Source organism: Streptomyces sp. NPDC104226 (genome assembly GCF_055584085.1).
Window position 1 is genome coordinate 244,964 of the sequence record NZ_JBVJMS010000008.1, and the last position, 15,057, is coordinate 260,020.

A 15,057-nucleotide genomic window follows, 5' to 3' on the forward strand; every position below is an offset into this window, starting at 1 on the left:
CGGGCGCGGACGACGGTGGTCGAGAAGGGCCGGTCACCGGACCCAGTCCGCCAGTGCGTCGAAGTCGGCCCGGAGCAGTCCGATCCGCTCGTCGATCCGCATGAGCAGCGCGTGTGCGGGGTGGCGCTGCTCCACGTACGCGCGGTCCATGTCCGTGATGTCGTCGTCGATCCAGGCGAAGGGCCGCTCGCCCGCGTACTCCAGGACGTACTGGGTCTTCCAGAACGTCCCGCGCGGTGCGCGCCCGTGCATCTGCGGCCAGTCGATCCAGGGGAGGTCGGGCAGGCCGAGGTGCGGGCCTATCCACTCGTTCGCCTCGCCCTTCCACGTGGTGGCCCAGACGAGCTCGTACGCATCCGCGAGCGCGAGCAGCTCCGTCCCGTGGTCCGGATTCAGCCAGACCCGCAGCGGCTTCGCGCTCTCCGTCTGCGTCCAGCCCGTGGGCCGCATCCGGTGCGTGCGGTAGCCCTCGGGGCGCCGCTGGGGCTTGGCCGCGTAGGGGTTCAGCGGTCCGTCCACGTCGATCAGCAGCAGTGGCTTCGGGTTCATCACGGCAGGATTCCTTTCGGTGCCCGAGGGGGCACCTCATTTATTTGATGAGACACTGACGTCTCATTCGGGCTATGCTTGTCTCATGGCCATGGATCGTGATCAGGTGCTCCGCGCCGCCGCCGCCCTGCTCTCCCGCAAATCGACCGCCACGATGGACGAGGTCGCGAAGGCCGCCGGCATCGGCCGCGCGACCCTCCACCGGCACTTCGCCGGGCGCGACGCCCTCGTACGGGCGCTCGAAGAGCTCGGCATCCGGGAGTTCGAGGTGGCCTTCGACGAGGCCCGCCTCGACGAGGGCACGGCCATCGAGGCGCTCCGCAGGCTCGTCGCCGGAGCGGAGCCCAACGCCGAGCTGCTGGCCTTCCTCGTCACCGAGAACCAGCTGTTCGAGGGAGACCAGGTCAACGAGGGCTGGGCCCGCCTCGACGCCCGCGTCGGCGCCCTCTTCCGGCGCGGCCAGAGCGAGGGCGACATCCGCATCGACCTGAGCCCCGCCTGGCTCACCGAGGCCCTCTACGGGCTCATCGGCACCTGCGCCTGGGCCGTCATGGACGGCCGGGTCGCGGCCAAGGACTTTCAGTACATGATCACCGAGTTGCTGCTCGGTGGCGCACGACGGAGTGTGGAGAAATGACCCGAACCGAACAGCTGACGCACGCGAAGGGGGCGGAGGGGAAGAAGCGGGGGCGCTGGCTCGCGCTCTCCGTGCTCGTGCTGGCCGTCCTGCTGGTCGCCGTCGACGCCACCGTGCTGGGTCTCGCCACGCCCGCCCTCAGCGAGGACCTGAAGCCCTCGGGCACCCAGCTCCTGTGGATCGGCGACATCTACTCCTTCGTCATCGCCGGCCTGCTCGTCTCCATGGGCTCCCTCGGCGACCGGATCGGCCGCAAGAAGCTCCTCCTCGTCGGCGCGACCGCCTTCGGCGCCGTCTCGGTCCTCAACGCCTACGCCACCAGCCCCGAGATGATGATCATCGCCCGGGCCCTGCTCGGCGTGGCCGGCGCGACCCTGATGCCCTCCACCCTCGCGCTGATCCGCAACATCTTCCACGACCCCAAGGAACGCAGCCTCGCCATCGGCATCTGGGGCGCCACCGCCTCGGCCGGCGCGGCCGTCGGCCCGGTGGTCGGCGGAGCCCTGCTCCAGCACTTCTGGTGGGGCTCGGTCTTCCTCATCAACCTCCCCGTGATGATCGTCCTGGTCATCGTCGGCATCAAGCTGCTGCCCGAGTCCAAGAACCCGGTCGCCGGCCCCTGGGACCTGTTCAGCGTCGCCCTCTCCCTCGTCGGGATCATCGGCGTGGTCTACGCCGTCAAGCAGGTCGCCACCCACGGCATGGGCTGGGAGGTGTGGGTGGCCGCCGCCATCGGAGCCGGCGCGCTCTACACCTTCGTACGACGCCAGTTCGCACTGACCTCCCCGCTCCTCGACATGCGGCTCTTCAAGCACCGCGGCTTCTCCGGCGCGGTCCTCGCCGACCTGCTCACCGTCTTCGGCCTGTCCGGACTGGTCTTCTTCCTCTCCCAGTTCCTCCAGCTCGTCCAGGGCCGCGACCCGCTCGAAGCGGGCCTCGCGGAACTGCCCGCCGCCGTCGGCGCCGTGGTCACCGGCCTGGTCGCGGGCCGGTACGCCCGCAAGTACGGGGTACGGATCATCGTGAGCGGAGGCCTCGCCGCCATCGGCATCGCCCTGGCCGCACTGACCGTGATCCACAAGGAGACCGGCTACCCGCTGCTCGGCGCGGCCCTGCTCGTCGTCGGCCTCGGCGCCGGCTTCTCCTTCACGGTCACCGCCGACGTGATCCTCTCCAGCGTCCCCAAGGAGCAGGCCGGTTCCGCCTCGGCCGTCTCCGAGACCGCGTACGAACTCGGCGCCGCCCTCGGCATCGCCCTGCTCGGCTCGGTCGTCACCGGCGTCTACCAGGGCTTCACCGCCCCGGCCTCCGTCAGCGGCCCCGTCGCCGACGCCGCCCACGAATCCCTCGGCGGCGCCGTCGAAGCGGCCAAGTCACTGGACCCGCAGACCGCCCAGCAGATGGTCGGCGCCGCCCAGGAGGCCTTCGTGGACGGCCTGCGGCTGGCCTCCGGAGTGGGCGCGGCCGTCCTGCTGGCCACCGCCGTGGCCGCCTGGTTCCTGCTCAAGGGGCAGGAGCTCCAGGAAGGCATCGAGCACTGACGTCACTCCAGGGAGCGGTGTCCCGCACGGAGTTGACAGTCCGTCGGCACGCGGGACACCATCCCGGCGATGGAGATCAACGACCTGACCCCGGCGGAGCGCCGCGTATGGGACGCCTTCCCCCGCGGGGAAGGCGTCGACTTCCGTGAGGACCGCGGCGAAGAGGCCACCGACGGCGCCTCGTGGGGCCCCGAGCGGACCGTACGCGCCGAAGTCCTCGCCCACCTGCTGCTGCGCGGCGCCGTCCCGCTCGACGGACAGGTGCCCGGACTCAACGTCCGGGGCGCCCGGATCACCGGCAAGCTCAACCTCAAGTACGCCGACATCGAGCACGCGATCCGGCTGCGGGCCTGCTGGTTCGAGCGCAAACCCCTCCTCTACGGGGCCCGGCTCAGGATCGTTTCACTGAGCGACTCGGCCCTGCCCGGCCTGACCGCCTCCACCGTCACCGTCGACATCGCACTGAAGCTGTCCTGCTGCCGCATCAGCGGGCCGGTGCGCCTCGCGGGTGCCCGGATAGCCGGCGGACTCTTCCTGCGGAAGGCGGTCATCGGCATCGCGGGCCCGGCCGAGGAAGGCCAGGAAGCGGCGCTCCAGTTCAACCACGCCGACATCGGAACCGACGTCATCGCCATGGAGCTCACCGTCCACGGCCAGACCCGCATCAACGGCGCGACCGTCGGCGGCCAGATCAACTTCGACGACGCCCGGCTCCTCGCCCCCGGCGCGACCGCCCTGCACGCCGAGATCCTCACCGTCGGCACGGACCTGCGCGCCATGCGGCTGGAGGCCCGCGGCCGGGTCAACCTCACCGGCTCCCGGATACCGGGCCAGCTCAACCTCGCCTACGCCCGCCTCGTCAACCCCGGCGGGGTCGCCCTGCGCGCCTCCAGCTGCGTCGCCGGCGAGGTGTGGCTGCGCAACTGCCCGGCCATCCAGGGCGGGGTGAACCTGCGCCGCTCCCAGTTCGACCTGCTCCACATCACGCCCGAGACCTGGCCGCCGCAGATCCGCATCGCGGGGCTCGTCTACCGCGCCCTCAGCCCGCACGTTCCCGCCGAGCAGCGGCTGCCCGTGCTGGAGCGCGAGGAATCGGGCTACCTTCCGCACGCCTACGAACAGCTCGCCACGGCCTACCGCACGGCGGGCGACGAGGCGGCGGCGCGGACCGTCCTGCTCGCCAAACTGCGGCGGCACCGCCGCACCCTGCCCCGCGCCGCCAGGGTCTGGGGCCTGCTCCAGGACGTCACGGTGGGCTACGGGTTCCGGCCGCTGCGCGCCGCGGGCTGGCTGCTGGCCCTGCTGGTCACGGGAACCGTCGCGTACGGGCTCCACCCGCCCCGGGAGCTGAAGCAGGGGGAGGCGCCGGAATTCAACCCGGTGTTCTACACGATCGACCTGATGCTGCCGATCATCGGCTTCGGGCAGGAGGGGCCGTTCGCGCCCGACGGCTGGTACCAGTGGCTGTCGTACCTGCTGATCGTGACCGGCTGGGTCCTCGCCACGACGACCGCGGCGGGCGTCAGCCGGTCACTGCAACGCCAGTAGCAGGGGCCCTAGTCGCGCTCGGGCCAGGTGGGGCCCTCGTCGGTCCAGACGACGCCCTTGTTGCGGCAGAGGCAGAAGGGGTGGCCGATCGGGTCGGTGTAGACGCGCCAGCCGTACCCTTCGGGGCCGATGCGGTCCTGCTGCAGGGTCGCGCCGAGGGCCAGGACGCGCAGCTGTTCGGCCTCGATGTCGTCGACCTCGAAGTCCAGGTGGAACTGCTTGGGGTGTTCGCCGTCGGGCCATTGCGGGGCGCGGTAGTCCTCCACCCGGATGAAGGCCAGTTCGATCGAGCCGACGACGATGCCGGCCCAGTCCTCGGTGCTGTCCTTCTTGACCGGGAGACCGGTCACCCCGGAATAGAAGGAGGCCAGCTCCATCGTGTCCGGGCAGTCGATGATGAAATCGGTGAGTCGTAGCATCCTGGGATCTTGCCACGAGGGCGCACGCCCCCTCGTGGCACGATCCGGACGAGACGGGCTACGCGGCCTTGGCCTTGGTCGCGTACATGTCCACGTACTCCTGGCCGGAGAGCCGCATGACCTCGGCCATCACCGAGTCGGTGACGGCGCGCAGCACGTAGCGGTCGCGGTCCATGCCCTCGTACCGGGAGAACTCCATCGGCTCGCCGAAGCGGACGGTGACCCGGCCCGGCCGCGGCATGCCGGCGCCGCCGGGCTGGAGCTTGTCGGTGCCGATCATCGCGAAGGGGACGACGGGCGCGCCGGTCATCAGGGTCAGGCGGGCGATGCCGGTGCGGCCCCGGTAGAGGCGGCCGTCGGGGGAGCGGGTGCCCTCGGGGTAGATGCCGAAGATCTTGCCCTCTTCGAGGATCCGGCGGCCGGTCATCAGGGCGGCGACCCCGCCGTTGGCCCCGTCGCGGTCCACCGGGATCATGCCGGCGCCGGTGAAGAACCAGGCCATCGCCCGGCCCTTGATGCCCTTGCCGGTCACGTACTCGTCCTTGCCGATGAAGTGGACCGTGCGGTCGCACACCAGCGGCAGGATCATCGAGTCGATGAAGGTGAGGTGGTTGCCCGCGAGGATCACCGGCCCGGTGCCCGGAATGTTCTCGATGCCCTCCACGCGGGTGCGGAACATCAGGCGCATGATGGGTCCGACAGTGGCTTTGATCAGGCGCGTACGGAACAACGTGGGCCCTCCGGCATCGAAAAGCTAGGGTTCTCGCCCCTACCACGCGGCGGCGGTAGTGCAGGTGAGGACGATACTCGCGGGTCCGCTCTGATCGCACATCGGGTTCACGAGGTGGATACGCAGTGTTGACGCACGTTTCCGCCACGTTCCGTCCGCGCACCCCCGCCCGCCACCGGAGCTTGCCTACCATCGGCACGCGGATTCGGGCCCGAGGCCCCGGAGATCCCGGGACGCCCGGCCCTTGTCCGAGGGGGAGGAACGCTCATGACGCAGGGTGGGGCAGCACGGCGCACGGTCCTGGGGGCGGCCGTCGTCGCGGCCGGCGGAGCCTTCGGCGGACTCGCGGCGGGCGTTGGTTCGGCCGCGGCGGCGGAGAGCGGTCACGGCGAAGGCCAGGGAGGCCGGCCGGGCGGCGGCTACCGGGACCTGCCGGTGCCGACGGTCATCGGACACCGGGGAGCCAGCGGCTACCGGCCCGAACACACGCTCGGCTCCTACCAGCTCGCGCTCGACCTCGGCGCCGACGTCGTCGAACAGGACCTCGTGCCCACCAAGGACGGCCACCTGGTGTGCCGCCACGAGAACGAGATCGGCGGCACGACGGACGTCGCCGACCACCCCGGCTTCGCGTCGCGCAGGACCACCAAGACGGTCGACGGGGTCGCCGTCACCGGCTGGTTCACCGAGGACTTCACCCTCGCCGAGCTGAAGACCCTGCGCGCGAAGGAACGCATCCCCGCCCTCCGGCAGCGCAACACCCTCTACGACGGCCGCTGGGACGTCCCCACCTTCGAAGAGGTGCTCCGCTGGGCCGACCGCGAGGGCCGCCGACGCGGGAAGCGCGTGTGGCTGCACGTGGAGACCAAGCACCCCAGCTACTTCCGCGGCCTCGGCCTCGGGCTGGAGGAGCCCCTCGCCAAGCTGCTGCGCCGCTACGGGCGCGACGGCCGGGGCGCCCCGCTCTTCCTGCAGTCCTTCGAACCCTCCAGCATCCAGCGGCTCTCCCGGCTGGTCTCCGCCCCGCGCGTGGTGCTCCTTTCTGCGGCGGGCACCCGCCCGTGGGACTTCGAGCTGGCCAAGGATCCGCGGACGGTCGCCGATCTGGTCAAGCCCGAGGGGCTCCGGTGGATCGCCGGCTTCGCCCAGGGCATCGGGCCGACCATGGACCTGATCCTGCCGCGCGACGCCGCGGGCAAGCTCGGCGCCCCGACCACCCTGGTCGCGGACGCCCACGCGCGGGGGCTGATCCTGCACCCCTACACCGCGCGCAACGAGAACAGCTTCCTGCCGGCCGACTACCACAAGGGCACCGACCCGACGGCGTACGGCGATGCCTTCGGCGCCTTCAAGGCCTACTTCGAACAGGGCATCGACGGCATCTTCACCGACCAGCCCGACACCGGACTGCTCGCGGCGGAGGCCTTCCGCCCGGGACGCGGTGACACGGCCTAGGCGTCAACGCCCGACCCGGGCTTCTCGTACGAGTGGGCCGTGCCCGGCGGGGAAACCGCCCGGCGCGGCCTTCGCGTCCAGCCCGGCATGGACCTGCTGAAGGCTGATCTCCCCGACCTGTTCGAAACGCTCCGCCCGCTGCTCGCGGCCGAGGCGGCGGCCGAGAGCGCCGGCACCGGGGTGGATGCCGACGATGTGGAACAAGCCGTCTGGGTCAGGCTGCTGGAGCACCGGCGCATCCCCGCGGAACCCGCCGACTGGCTGCGCCGTGCGGTCCGCGGGGAGGCCCGCCGGGCGCGGCGCCGGGCCCGGCGCGAAGTCCCGTACGGCGCGGGGACCCGTACCAGCACGGGCGTGGAACCGGAAGACGCCCTCCTGCACGGCGAGGAGAACCGGGCCCTCCGATCGGCGGTCGCCCGATTGCCCGGAAGGTGTCCGGAGCTGATGAAGGCACTTCTGTCACCCAGGGACCTCACTTACCGTGAAATCGCAGGAGAGTTGGGTATCTCACAAGGAAGTTTGGGGCCCGTCCGTTCCCGTTGCCTGGGATGTCTGCGCAGAATGCTGGCCGTAGAGGTTGCGGCTCCCGCCCTGCGGGGAATGGAGCGGTAGACCAACAGGCCACCAGGTGAGCGGGAGGCATGCGCACATGGGCATGAGCGTGACCATTTCGGCGGCAACTGCCGAGGATGCCGAGCAGATCATCAAGCTGCAGTATCTGGCGTTCCAGAGCGAGGCCGAGCTGTACGGCAACTACCGCATCCAGCCGCTCACCCAGTCCCTGGACTCCCTCAAGGCCGAACTGGCCTCGGACACCGTTCTGGTGGCCCGCCTCGGCGAGGAGATCGTCGGCGCCGTGCGCGGAACCGTCGACGAAGAGGGCACCGGGCGGATCGCCAAGCTCTGCGTCCACCCCCGGCTCCAGGGCCACGGCCTCGGCGCCCGGCTGCTGAACGCGGTCGAGGCGGCCCTGTCCGGCAACGACGCGACCACCCGCTTCCGGCTGCACACCGGCCACAAGAGCGAGTCGAACCTGCGGCTCTACCGCAAGGCCGGCTACACCCAGGTCGGCGGGCGCACCGCGTCCGACGGCGTCCTCCTGGTGATCCTGGAGAAGGAGGCCAAGGAGGCCACCGACTTCGCGGTCAGCGCCTGACGCCTGTTCCTGAGCCCCTAACGCCTGTTCCTGAGCCAGAGCATCCCGGTGATCGGCAGGATCACCGGGATGAACAGGTAGCCCATCCCGAAGTCCGACCACACGGTCGCGTCGGGGAAGGCCTTGGGCCGCGCCAGGGTCCAGGTGCCCACGACGAGTACGCCGGCCAGCTCGGCGGCGCAGCAGATCCGCGCCGCCTTGCGGGCCGTCTCGCCGCCGCGCACGAGCGAGTACGTGATGAAGGCGTAGACGAGCGCGGCCACGGCCGACAGCGAGTACGCGAGCGGAGCCCGGTCGAACTCGGTGGAGATCTGGTAGATCGAGCGCGAGACCGCGCCGACGGTGATCACTCCGTAGAACCAGACCAGCAGCACCCCGGGCCCGGTCACCAGCCGCTTGCGCCCGGCCGGCGGGGTGGCGGCGGCCGTGGCGTCCGTGTCGGTATCAGGCACCGGTGTTTCCCCAGATGTCGTAGAGCCGTACTTCGAGCACGGCGAGGACGACCGCTCCCGCGGCCACCGTCACCGAACCCCATTTGGTCCGCTCGCTCAGCGAGAGCAGCCCCGCCGCCGGGATGGTCGCGAAGGCGCCCACCAGGTAGGCGAGGAAGAGCACCGTGCCCTGGCCGGGCTTCTCGCCGCGTGCGAGCTGGACCAGGCCGATCACCAGCTGGGCCAGGACCAGGACGGTCACCACGGCCATGCCGATGAAGTGCCAGTCCTTGGTCGGCTGGTCCCGCGAGGCGGCGAAACCGCACCAGGCGGCGAGGGCGAGTGCGGCCACGCCGATGGCGACCGTCAGGGCGTCGAGCATGCAGCGAGGGTATTACGGGCCGAAAGACCCGATGCGCTCACCCCTGCCCCCGGGCTTTCCTGGAAGGTATGAACCTGCTGCACGGGAAGCTCGGCCCGCAATTCGACGCGCTGCTGTTCGACAACGACGGCACGCTCGTCTCCTCGATGGAGTCGGTGCACCGCTGCTGGACCCGCTGGGCCCGGGAGTACGGGATCACCGAGGAGGAGTTCGCCGCGGTGGAACTCCACGGCCGCCCGGCCGCGGAGATCATCGCCGACCTGCTGCCCGAGGACGTACGGGCCGCGGCGCTCGCCCGCATCGAGGTGCTGGAGACCGAGGACGTGGCGGGCGGCGTGGTGCTGCTCCCCGGCACCAAGGAACTGCTGTCGGCCCTTCCCGCGGGCCGCTGGGCCGTGGTCACCTCCGCGACCCGTCCGCTGGCCGAGGCGCGGCTGCGGGAGGTCGGCATCGACTTCGCCGAGCTGGTGGCCGCCGACGACATCACCCGGGGCAAGCCCGACCCGGAGCCCTTCCTCCTGGCGGCCGCCCGGCTCGGCGTGGACCCGGCCCGCTGCGTGGTCTTCGAGGACGCCCCCGCCGGTCTGGCCGCGGGCCGTGCGGCCGGGATGACCACCGTGGCCTTGACCACAACGCACCCGGCCGGGGAGCTCGACGCGGACGTGGTCGTACGGGACCTCTCGGCCGTGTCCGTGCTGGTCGGAGCCGATGGTGTGCGGATCGAGACGGACGATCGGCCCTGACCGGTGTTGTCCGCTATGCGGCCGAAATCCGTCCGCTATTCGGACGCCTTTGATCGCTGACGGGGAACGTCTGGTTTACTGGGCCCATGACCACGACGAGCAGCCGCACCCTTGCGACCGAGGCGACGATGACGCCCGGTGCTCGTTGTATGTGTCGAATGCGCGCCTTCTGAGGGCCCCTGCCCCAGGTCTCACGCCCCGAAGCGAGACCGGCCGAGCAACTCCCGGCACCCCCGTGTGAACCCGGAACGCTCCTGCCCCGCGCATGCGCCGCAACCGTCGATTTCTGATGGTTCGCCCCGTATCGCGTCCCCAGATGTTTGCCCCGTGCCCGGCACCCGCTGCGCCGCGCACTCGACAGCGACGGAAATCCTGTGATCACCACATCGGGCCTCACGAAGGTCTACCAGTCCCGTGGCCGCGAGGTCACCGCCCTGGACGGCGTCGACCTGCACGTCCGCGAGGGCGAGGTCTACGGAGTCATCGGCCAGAGCGGCGCCGGAAAGTCCTCCCTGATCCGCTGCGTGAACCTGCTCGAGCGCCCCACCGCCGGCACCGTAACCGTGGACGGCGTCGACCTCACCGCCCTCGCCGGCCGGGGCCGCCGCGCGGGCAAGGAGCTCCGCGAGGCCCGCAGCCGCATCGGCATGGTCTTCCAGCACTTCAACCTGCTGTCCTCGCGCACCGTCCAGGGCAACATCGAGCTGCCCCTGGAGATCCTCGGGATCTCCGGCCGCGAGCGCTCCCGCAAGGCCGCCGAACTGCTCGACCTCGTCGGCCTCGCCGACAAGGCCAAGTCCTACCCCGGTCAGCTCTCCGGCGGCCAGAAGCAGCGCGTCGGCATCGCCCGCGCCCTGGCCGGCGACCCGAAGGTGCTGCTCTCCGACGAGGCCACCAGCGCCCTGGACCCCGAGACCACCCGCCAGATCCTCCAGCTGCTGCGCGACCTCAACCGCCGGCTGGGCCTGACCGTCCTGCTGATCACGCACGAGATGGACGTGGTCAAGTCCGTCTGCGACTCGGCCGCGCTGATGAAGGGGGGCCGGATCATCGAAGCCGGTACCGTCACCGAGCTGCTGGCCACCCCCGGCTCCGAGCTCGCCCACGAACTGTTCCCGCTGACCGGGGCCGCGACCACCGCGGAGCACACGGTCATCGACGTGACCTTCCACGGCGAGACCGCCACCCAGCCGGTCATCTCCCAGCTGGCACGCACCTACAACATCGACATATCGATCCTCGGCGCCGCGATGGACACCGTCGCAGGCCGGCAGATCGGCCGCATGCGCATCGAGCTGCCCGGCCGCTACGAGGACAACGTCGTACCCGTCGGCTTCCTGCGCGAGCAGGGCCTGCAGGTGGACGTCGTGGAAATCGACGGCGAACTGGCCGAGCTGGTCAAGGATGGTGCGAAGTGACCTGGTCCGAAATGCAGCCGCTGCTCACGCAGGGCACCTTCGACACCCTCTACATGGTGTTGTGGTCCGCCCTGGTGACCATCCTGGGCGGACTGCCCATCGGCATCCTGCTCGTCCTGACCGACAAGGGCGGCCTGCTCCAGAACCGCGCGGTCAACAAGATCCTCGGCGTGATCGTGAACATCGGCCGCTCGCTGCCGTTCATCATCCTGCTGATCTTCCTGATCCCGGTCACCACGGCGATCGTCGGCACGTTCATCGGCCCCACGGCCATGATCGTCCCGCTCGCCATCGGCGCCATCCCCTTCTTCGCCCGGCTCGTCGAGACCGCCGTCCGCGAGGTGGACCACGGCCTGATCGAGGCCGTCGAGTCCATGGGCGGCGGCATCCCGACCCTCGTCGGCAAGGTGCTCCTCCCGCAGGCGCTGCCCTCGCTGATCGCGGCCGCCACCACCACCGTGATCACGCTGATCGGCTACTCGGCCATGGCCGGCGCGGTCGGCGGCGAAGGGCTCGGCTCCAAGGCCATCACGTACGGCTTCCAGCGCTTCGAGACCGGCTTCATGGTCGCGACCGTCGTGGTGCTGATCGTGCTCGTCACGGTGATCCAGCTCATCGGCGACGGCGTGGTACGCCTCCTCGCCCGGCGCGGTCGGACAGCCTGAACCGGCCCGAGCCGGACATGAACCACTTTCCCCCAAGAAAGCCCGCACTTGTCGTGCTTGGGCCTCATCCATGAAGCAAGACGCAAGAAAGGCACTCTTCGTGCGCAAGAACATCAAGCTCACCGCCCTCGCCGCCTCCGTCTCGGCGCTCGCCCTCGGCCTCACGGCCTGCGGCAGCTCCTCGGACCCGTCCTCCACCAAGGCCGACGGCGGCAAGACCGACGAGAGCAAGCCCCTGATCGTCGCGGCGTCGCCCTCCCCGCACGCCGACATCCTGAAGTTCGTCCAGGACAACCTCGCGGCCAAGGCGGGCCTCAAGCTGGACGTCAAGGAGTTCACGGACTACGTCCTGCCGAACACCGCCACCCAGCAGGGCCAGGTCGACGCCAACTACTTCCAGCACGTGCCGTACCTCGACGACTTCAACAAGAAGAACGGCACCGACATCGTGCCCGTCGTGAACGTGCACCTGGAGCCCCTGGGCCTGTACTCCAAGAAGTTCAAGGCGCTCACGGACATCAAGGCCGGCCAGACCATCGCCGTCCCGAACGACCCCACCAACGAGGGCCGCGCGCTCCAGCTGCTCGCCGCGAACAAGCTCATCACCCTCAAGGAGGGTGTCGGCACCGGCGCCAAGCTGTCCGACATCACCGACAAGAAGGGCCTGGAGTTCAAGGAGCTGGAGGCCGCCACGGTCCCGCGCGCCCTGAACGACGTGGACGCCGCCGTCATCAACGGCAACTACGCCATCGAGGCCAAGCTCGTCCCGGCCAAGGACGCGATCGTCCTGGAGAAGGCCGAGGGCAACCCGTACGCCAACATCCTGGCCGTCAAGAACGGCAACCAGGACGACCCGCGGATCCAGAAGCTCGCCAAGCTCCTCAACTCCGACGAGGTCAAGAAGTTCATCGACGACAAGTACCAGGGCTCGGTCATCCCGGCCTTCGGCAAGCCGGCCGCCTAGACCGGGCCGGCGGCACCGGGCCGGCCCGATCGGGCCGGCCCGTCCGGCCCCGTACACCCCACCGGTGTACGGGGCCTGCTGCTGCCCGCTTCCGGGCAGCCCGGCCCTGCACATCACCAGGCCGATGCTGCATGCTGTGGCCTAAGACCCGCGGCAGCGGACCGTGTGCACCGTGCATACCGTCCCGCGCAACGGGCGCCTCGCAACACGGTCGCACCACGGTCTCAGGCTTGGAGCTGCGCATGACTACCACCTTCCCGGACGTCACCATCAGCACGGACCGGCTGGTGCTGCGCCCCTTCGAGGAAGAGGACGTCACCGCGCTCGCCGAGATGATGAACGACGAACACGTCACCGCCTGGACCTCCGTCCCCCACCCCTACACCTACGCCGACGCGCTCACCTGGGCCACCAAGACCGCTCACGCGGAGCGCACCGAGGGCCGCGGCATCGTCTTCGCCGTCACCGAGTTCCTCACCCACCGGCTCGTCGGCATCGTGCACCTCCAGGACACCGACTGGCGCACCCGCACCACCGAGGTCGGCTACGTCACCGCCCCCTGGGCCCGCGGCGAGGGATACGCCAGCGAGTCCGTCCGCGCCGTGGCCCGCTGGCTCTTCACCGACCAGCGCTTCGAACGCCTCGAACTGCGCACCGCCGCCGACAACACGGCCTCGCAGCAAGTGGCACAGAAGACCGGTTGCATCAGCGAAGGCGTCCTGCGCAACGCCTGCATAGTGCGCACCCAGAACCCCGACGGCTCCTGGTCCGACACCCGCAGCGACCTCATCGTCTGGGGCCTGGTCCCCGAGGACCTCGACGAGGACGCCGACGGCTACGGCGGATACGACGACTACGACACCTACGCAGGCGGCTACTCGGACACCTACGGGGACGGCTACTCGGACGGCTACTCCGTGGGCTACGCGGACCCCCGCACCGACGCCGGCGACGCCCACCGCGTCCCGAGCGCCAACGCGAACGACGCGAACGGCTACGCCCTCTTCTCGGACCGGAACTGACCGGATGACCGGGTAGTCTCACGAAGCCCGACCCCCCTCGACGAAGCTTCGCCCTGCCCCGGCCACCGCCGGGAAGGGCCCCCTCCCACACCAGGACACTGACGACGATGGCCGACCGGGTCACGGTGATCGGCTGGGACGGCTCCCCCCTGACCGCGGCAGCCCGGTCCGCGCTCTCCGCCGCCACCCTGGTGGCCGGCGCCGCCCACCACCTCGCACTCCCCGAAGTCCCGCCCACCGCCGAACGCGTGCGCCTGGGCAGCCTGCCCCTCGCCGCCCGCCGGATCGCCGGCCACCGCGGCACCGCCGTCGTCCTCGCCGACGGGGACCCCGGCTTCTTCGGCGTCGTACGGACCCTGCGCGCCCCGGAACACGGCCTGGAAGTGGAGGTCGTCCCGGCCGTCTCCGCCGTCGCCGCCGCCTTCGCCCGCGCTGGAATGCCCTGGGACGACGCCCAGGTCGTCGTCGCCCACAGCCGCACCCTGCGCCGGGCCGTCAACGTCTGCCGCGCCCACTCCAAGGTCGCCGTCATCACCTCGCCCGGCGCCGGCCCCGCCGAACTCGCCCTGCTGCTCGAAGGCGTCCACCGCACCTTCGTCATCTGCGAGGAACTCGGCACCGACAAGGAGCAGGTCACGGTCCTCACCTCCGACAAGGCCGCCGACCACAGCTGGCGCGACCCCAACGTGGTCATCGTCATCGGCGGTACCGGACCGGCCGCGACCGCAGCCGAACCGGCCTGGCTGCTCGGCCGCGGCACGGCACCGGCCGGCGGCCGCGGGTGGGCCCACCCGCAGATCGACGTGGGAGAAGGGGAGTCCACGCAGCTGCGCGCCGCCCAGCTCGCCCGGCTCGGCCCGCGCACCGGAGACCTCGTCTGGGACATCGGCTCGGGCTCCGGAGCCCTCGCCGTGGACGCCGCCGCCCTCGGCGCCGCCGTCATCGCCGTCGACGCCGACCGCCAGGCCTGCGCACGGACGACCGCCGCCGCCCGGGCCCGGGGCGTACAGCTCCAGGTCGTCAACGGCCGTGCCCCGCACGTCCTGGAGACCCTGCCCGAACCCGACGTCGTCCGCGTCGGCGGCGGAGGAGCCGCGGTCGTCGCGGCCGTCGCCGACCGCCGCCCCGAACGGATCGTCAGCCACGCCTCCACGCGCGACGAGGCGGAGGCCATCGGCCGGGTCCTGGCCGAGGGCGGGTACGCCGTGGAGTGCGCGCTGCTCCAGTCCGTCGCCCTGGACACCCGTACCTGGACCGAACAACGGCGCTCCGTGGTGTTCCTGCTGGCCGCCGAACGCCCGGTTCACCGCCCGGACCGTACCTAGCCGCGAGCCCCGGGGTAGGCTGGCCGATCGTCACACCGCCCGGACGATTCGGGCACGCGGCTCCGGCTGGAC

General features: G+C 70.9%; 16 protein-coding genes and 1 pseudogene. 12 read left to right on the forward strand and 5 right to left on the reverse strand.

What is annotated here, in order from left to right; genetic code table 11:
• Positions 1 to 33: 33 nt before the first annotated feature.
• Positions 34 to 549, reverse strand: coding sequence for an HAD domain-containing protein (locus ACZ60J_RS25425; RefSeq protein WP_469685223.1), 516 nt, complete (start codon positions 547 to 549; stop codon positions 34 to 36).
• 85 nt (positions 550 to 634) lie between these two features.
• Here ACZ60J_RS25425 and ACZ60J_RS25430 point away from each other — a divergent pair, with 85 nt between their 5' ends.
• From ACZ60J_RS25430 to ACZ60J_RS25440, 3 genes are all read left to right on the forward strand, one after another.
• Positions 635 to 1,186, forward strand: a complete 552-nt coding sequence (locus ACZ60J_RS25430) for a TetR/AcrR family transcriptional regulator (RefSeq protein WP_469685224.1) — start codon at positions 635 to 637, stop codon at positions 1,184 to 1,186.
• The gene (locus ACZ60J_RS25435; protein ID WP_469685225.1) at positions 1,183 to 2,727 is read left to right on the forward strand and encodes an MFS transporter; all 1,545 of its coding nucleotides are present in this window, start codon (positions 1,183 to 1,185) and stop codon (positions 2,725 to 2,727) included. Before ACZ60J_RS25430 ends, ACZ60J_RS25435 begins: the two co-directional genes overlap by 4 nt.
• Positions 2,728 to 2,796: 69 nt before the next feature.
• On the forward strand, positions 2,797 to 4,275 hold the full coding sequence (locus tag ACZ60J_RS25440) for a membrane-associated oxidoreductase (protein WP_469685226.1): 1,479 nt from the start codon (positions 2,797 to 2,799) through the stop codon (positions 4,273 to 4,275).
• 8 nt (positions 4,276 to 4,283) lie between these two features.
• On the opposite strand, the gene ACZ60J_RS25445 is transcribed toward ACZ60J_RS25440, so the two are convergent.
• Complete coding sequence (locus tag ACZ60J_RS25445; RefSeq protein ID WP_469685228.1) at positions 4,284 to 4,694, reverse strand: VOC family protein; 411 nt, start codon at positions 4,692 to 4,694, stop codon at positions 4,284 to 4,286.
• Between the two features lie 58 nt (positions 4,695 to 4,752).
• Positions 4,753 to 5,373 (reverse strand): lysophospholipid acyltransferase family protein, encoded by a 621-nt coding sequence (locus ACZ60J_RS25450; RefSeq protein WP_267756847.1) that lies wholly within the window; start codon positions 5,371 to 5,373, stop codon positions 4,753 to 4,755.
• Positions 5,374 to 5,691: 318 nt separating this feature from the next.
• On the opposite strand from ACZ60J_RS25450, the gene ACZ60J_RS25455 reads away from it, so the two are divergent.
• From ACZ60J_RS25455 to ACZ60J_RS25465, 3 genes are all read left to right on the forward strand, one after another.
• Entirely contained in the window at positions 5,692 to 6,879 is a 1,188-nt protein-coding gene (locus ACZ60J_RS25455) for a glycerophosphodiester phosphodiesterase (RefSeq protein ID WP_469685230.1), read from the forward strand.
• A gap of 87 nt (positions 6,880 to 6,966) precedes the next feature.
• Positions 6,967 to 7,491, forward strand: a complete 525-nt coding sequence (locus tag ACZ60J_RS25460) for an RNA polymerase sigma factor (RefSeq protein WP_469685232.1) — start codon at positions 6,967 to 6,969, stop codon at positions 7,489 to 7,491.
• Positions 7,492 to 7,528: 37 nt separating this feature from the next.
• Positions 7,529 to 8,035 carry a GNAT family N-acetyltransferase gene (locus ACZ60J_RS25465; RefSeq protein WP_469685234.1) on the forward strand — a complete coding sequence of 169 codons (507 nt, stop codon included), beginning with the start codon at positions 7,529 to 7,531 and terminating at the stop codon, positions 8,033 to 8,035.
• Positions 8,036 to 8,052: 17 nt separating this feature from the next.
• On the opposite strand, the gene ACZ60J_RS25470 is transcribed toward ACZ60J_RS25465, so the two are convergent.
• Together ACZ60J_RS25470 and ACZ60J_RS25475 are read right to left on the reverse strand one after the other, a co-directional pair.
• Positions 8,053 to 8,487: a hypothetical protein gene (locus ACZ60J_RS25470; protein WP_469685235.1), complete on the reverse strand. Its 435-nt coding sequence runs from the start codon at positions 8,485 to 8,487 to the stop codon at positions 8,053 to 8,055.
• A complete protein-coding gene (locus ACZ60J_RS25475) occupies positions 8,480 to 8,848 on the reverse strand; it encodes a hypothetical protein (RefSeq protein ID WP_389437424.1) in 369 nt (122 codons plus the stop codon). The genes ACZ60J_RS25470 and ACZ60J_RS25475 overlap by 8 nt, the downstream gene beginning before the upstream one ends.
• A gap of 68 nt (positions 8,849 to 8,916) precedes the next feature.
• On the opposite strand from ACZ60J_RS25475, the gene ACZ60J_RS25480 reads away from it, so the two are divergent.
• The 6 genes and pseudogenes from ACZ60J_RS25480 (at position 8,917) to cbiE (ending at position 14,985) form a co-directional block, all read left to right on the forward strand.
• Positions 8,917 to 9,591 carry an HAD-IA family hydrolase gene (locus ACZ60J_RS25480; RefSeq protein ID WP_469685236.1) on the forward strand — a complete coding sequence of 225 codons (675 nt, stop codon included), beginning with the start codon at positions 8,917 to 8,919 and terminating at the stop codon, positions 9,589 to 9,591.
• A gap of 374 nt (positions 9,592 to 9,965) precedes the next feature.
• Positions 9,966 to 11,009, forward strand: coding sequence for a methionine ABC transporter ATP-binding protein (locus ACZ60J_RS25485; RefSeq protein ID WP_469685238.1), 1,044 nt, complete (start codon positions 9,966 to 9,968; stop codon positions 11,007 to 11,009).
• Entirely contained in the window at positions 11,006 to 11,674 is a 669-nt protein-coding gene (locus ACZ60J_RS25490) for a methionine ABC transporter permease (protein WP_469685240.1), read from the forward strand. The genes ACZ60J_RS25485 and ACZ60J_RS25490 overlap by 4 nt, the downstream gene beginning before the upstream one ends.
• A 100-nt stretch (positions 11,675 to 11,774) precedes the next feature.
• On the forward strand, positions 11,775 to 12,638 hold the full coding sequence (locus tag ACZ60J_RS25495) for a MetQ/NlpA family ABC transporter substrate-binding protein (protein ID WP_469685242.1): 864 nt from the start codon (positions 11,775 to 11,777) through the stop codon (positions 12,636 to 12,638).
• A 242-nt stretch (positions 12,639 to 12,880) separates the two neighbouring features.
• Positions 12,881 to 13,498 (forward strand): annotated as a pseudogene (locus tag ACZ60J_RS25500) (GNAT family N-acetyltransferase); the annotation flags it as partial.
• Positions 13,499 to 13,767: 269 nt separating this feature from the next.
• A complete protein-coding gene (cbiE, locus tag ACZ60J_RS25505) occupies positions 13,768 to 14,985 on the forward strand; it encodes a precorrin-6y C5,15-methyltransferase (decarboxylating) subunit CbiE (protein WP_469685244.1) in 1,218 nt (405 codons plus the stop codon).
• The last annotated feature ends 72 nt before the right edge of the window (positions 14,986 to 15,057 follow it).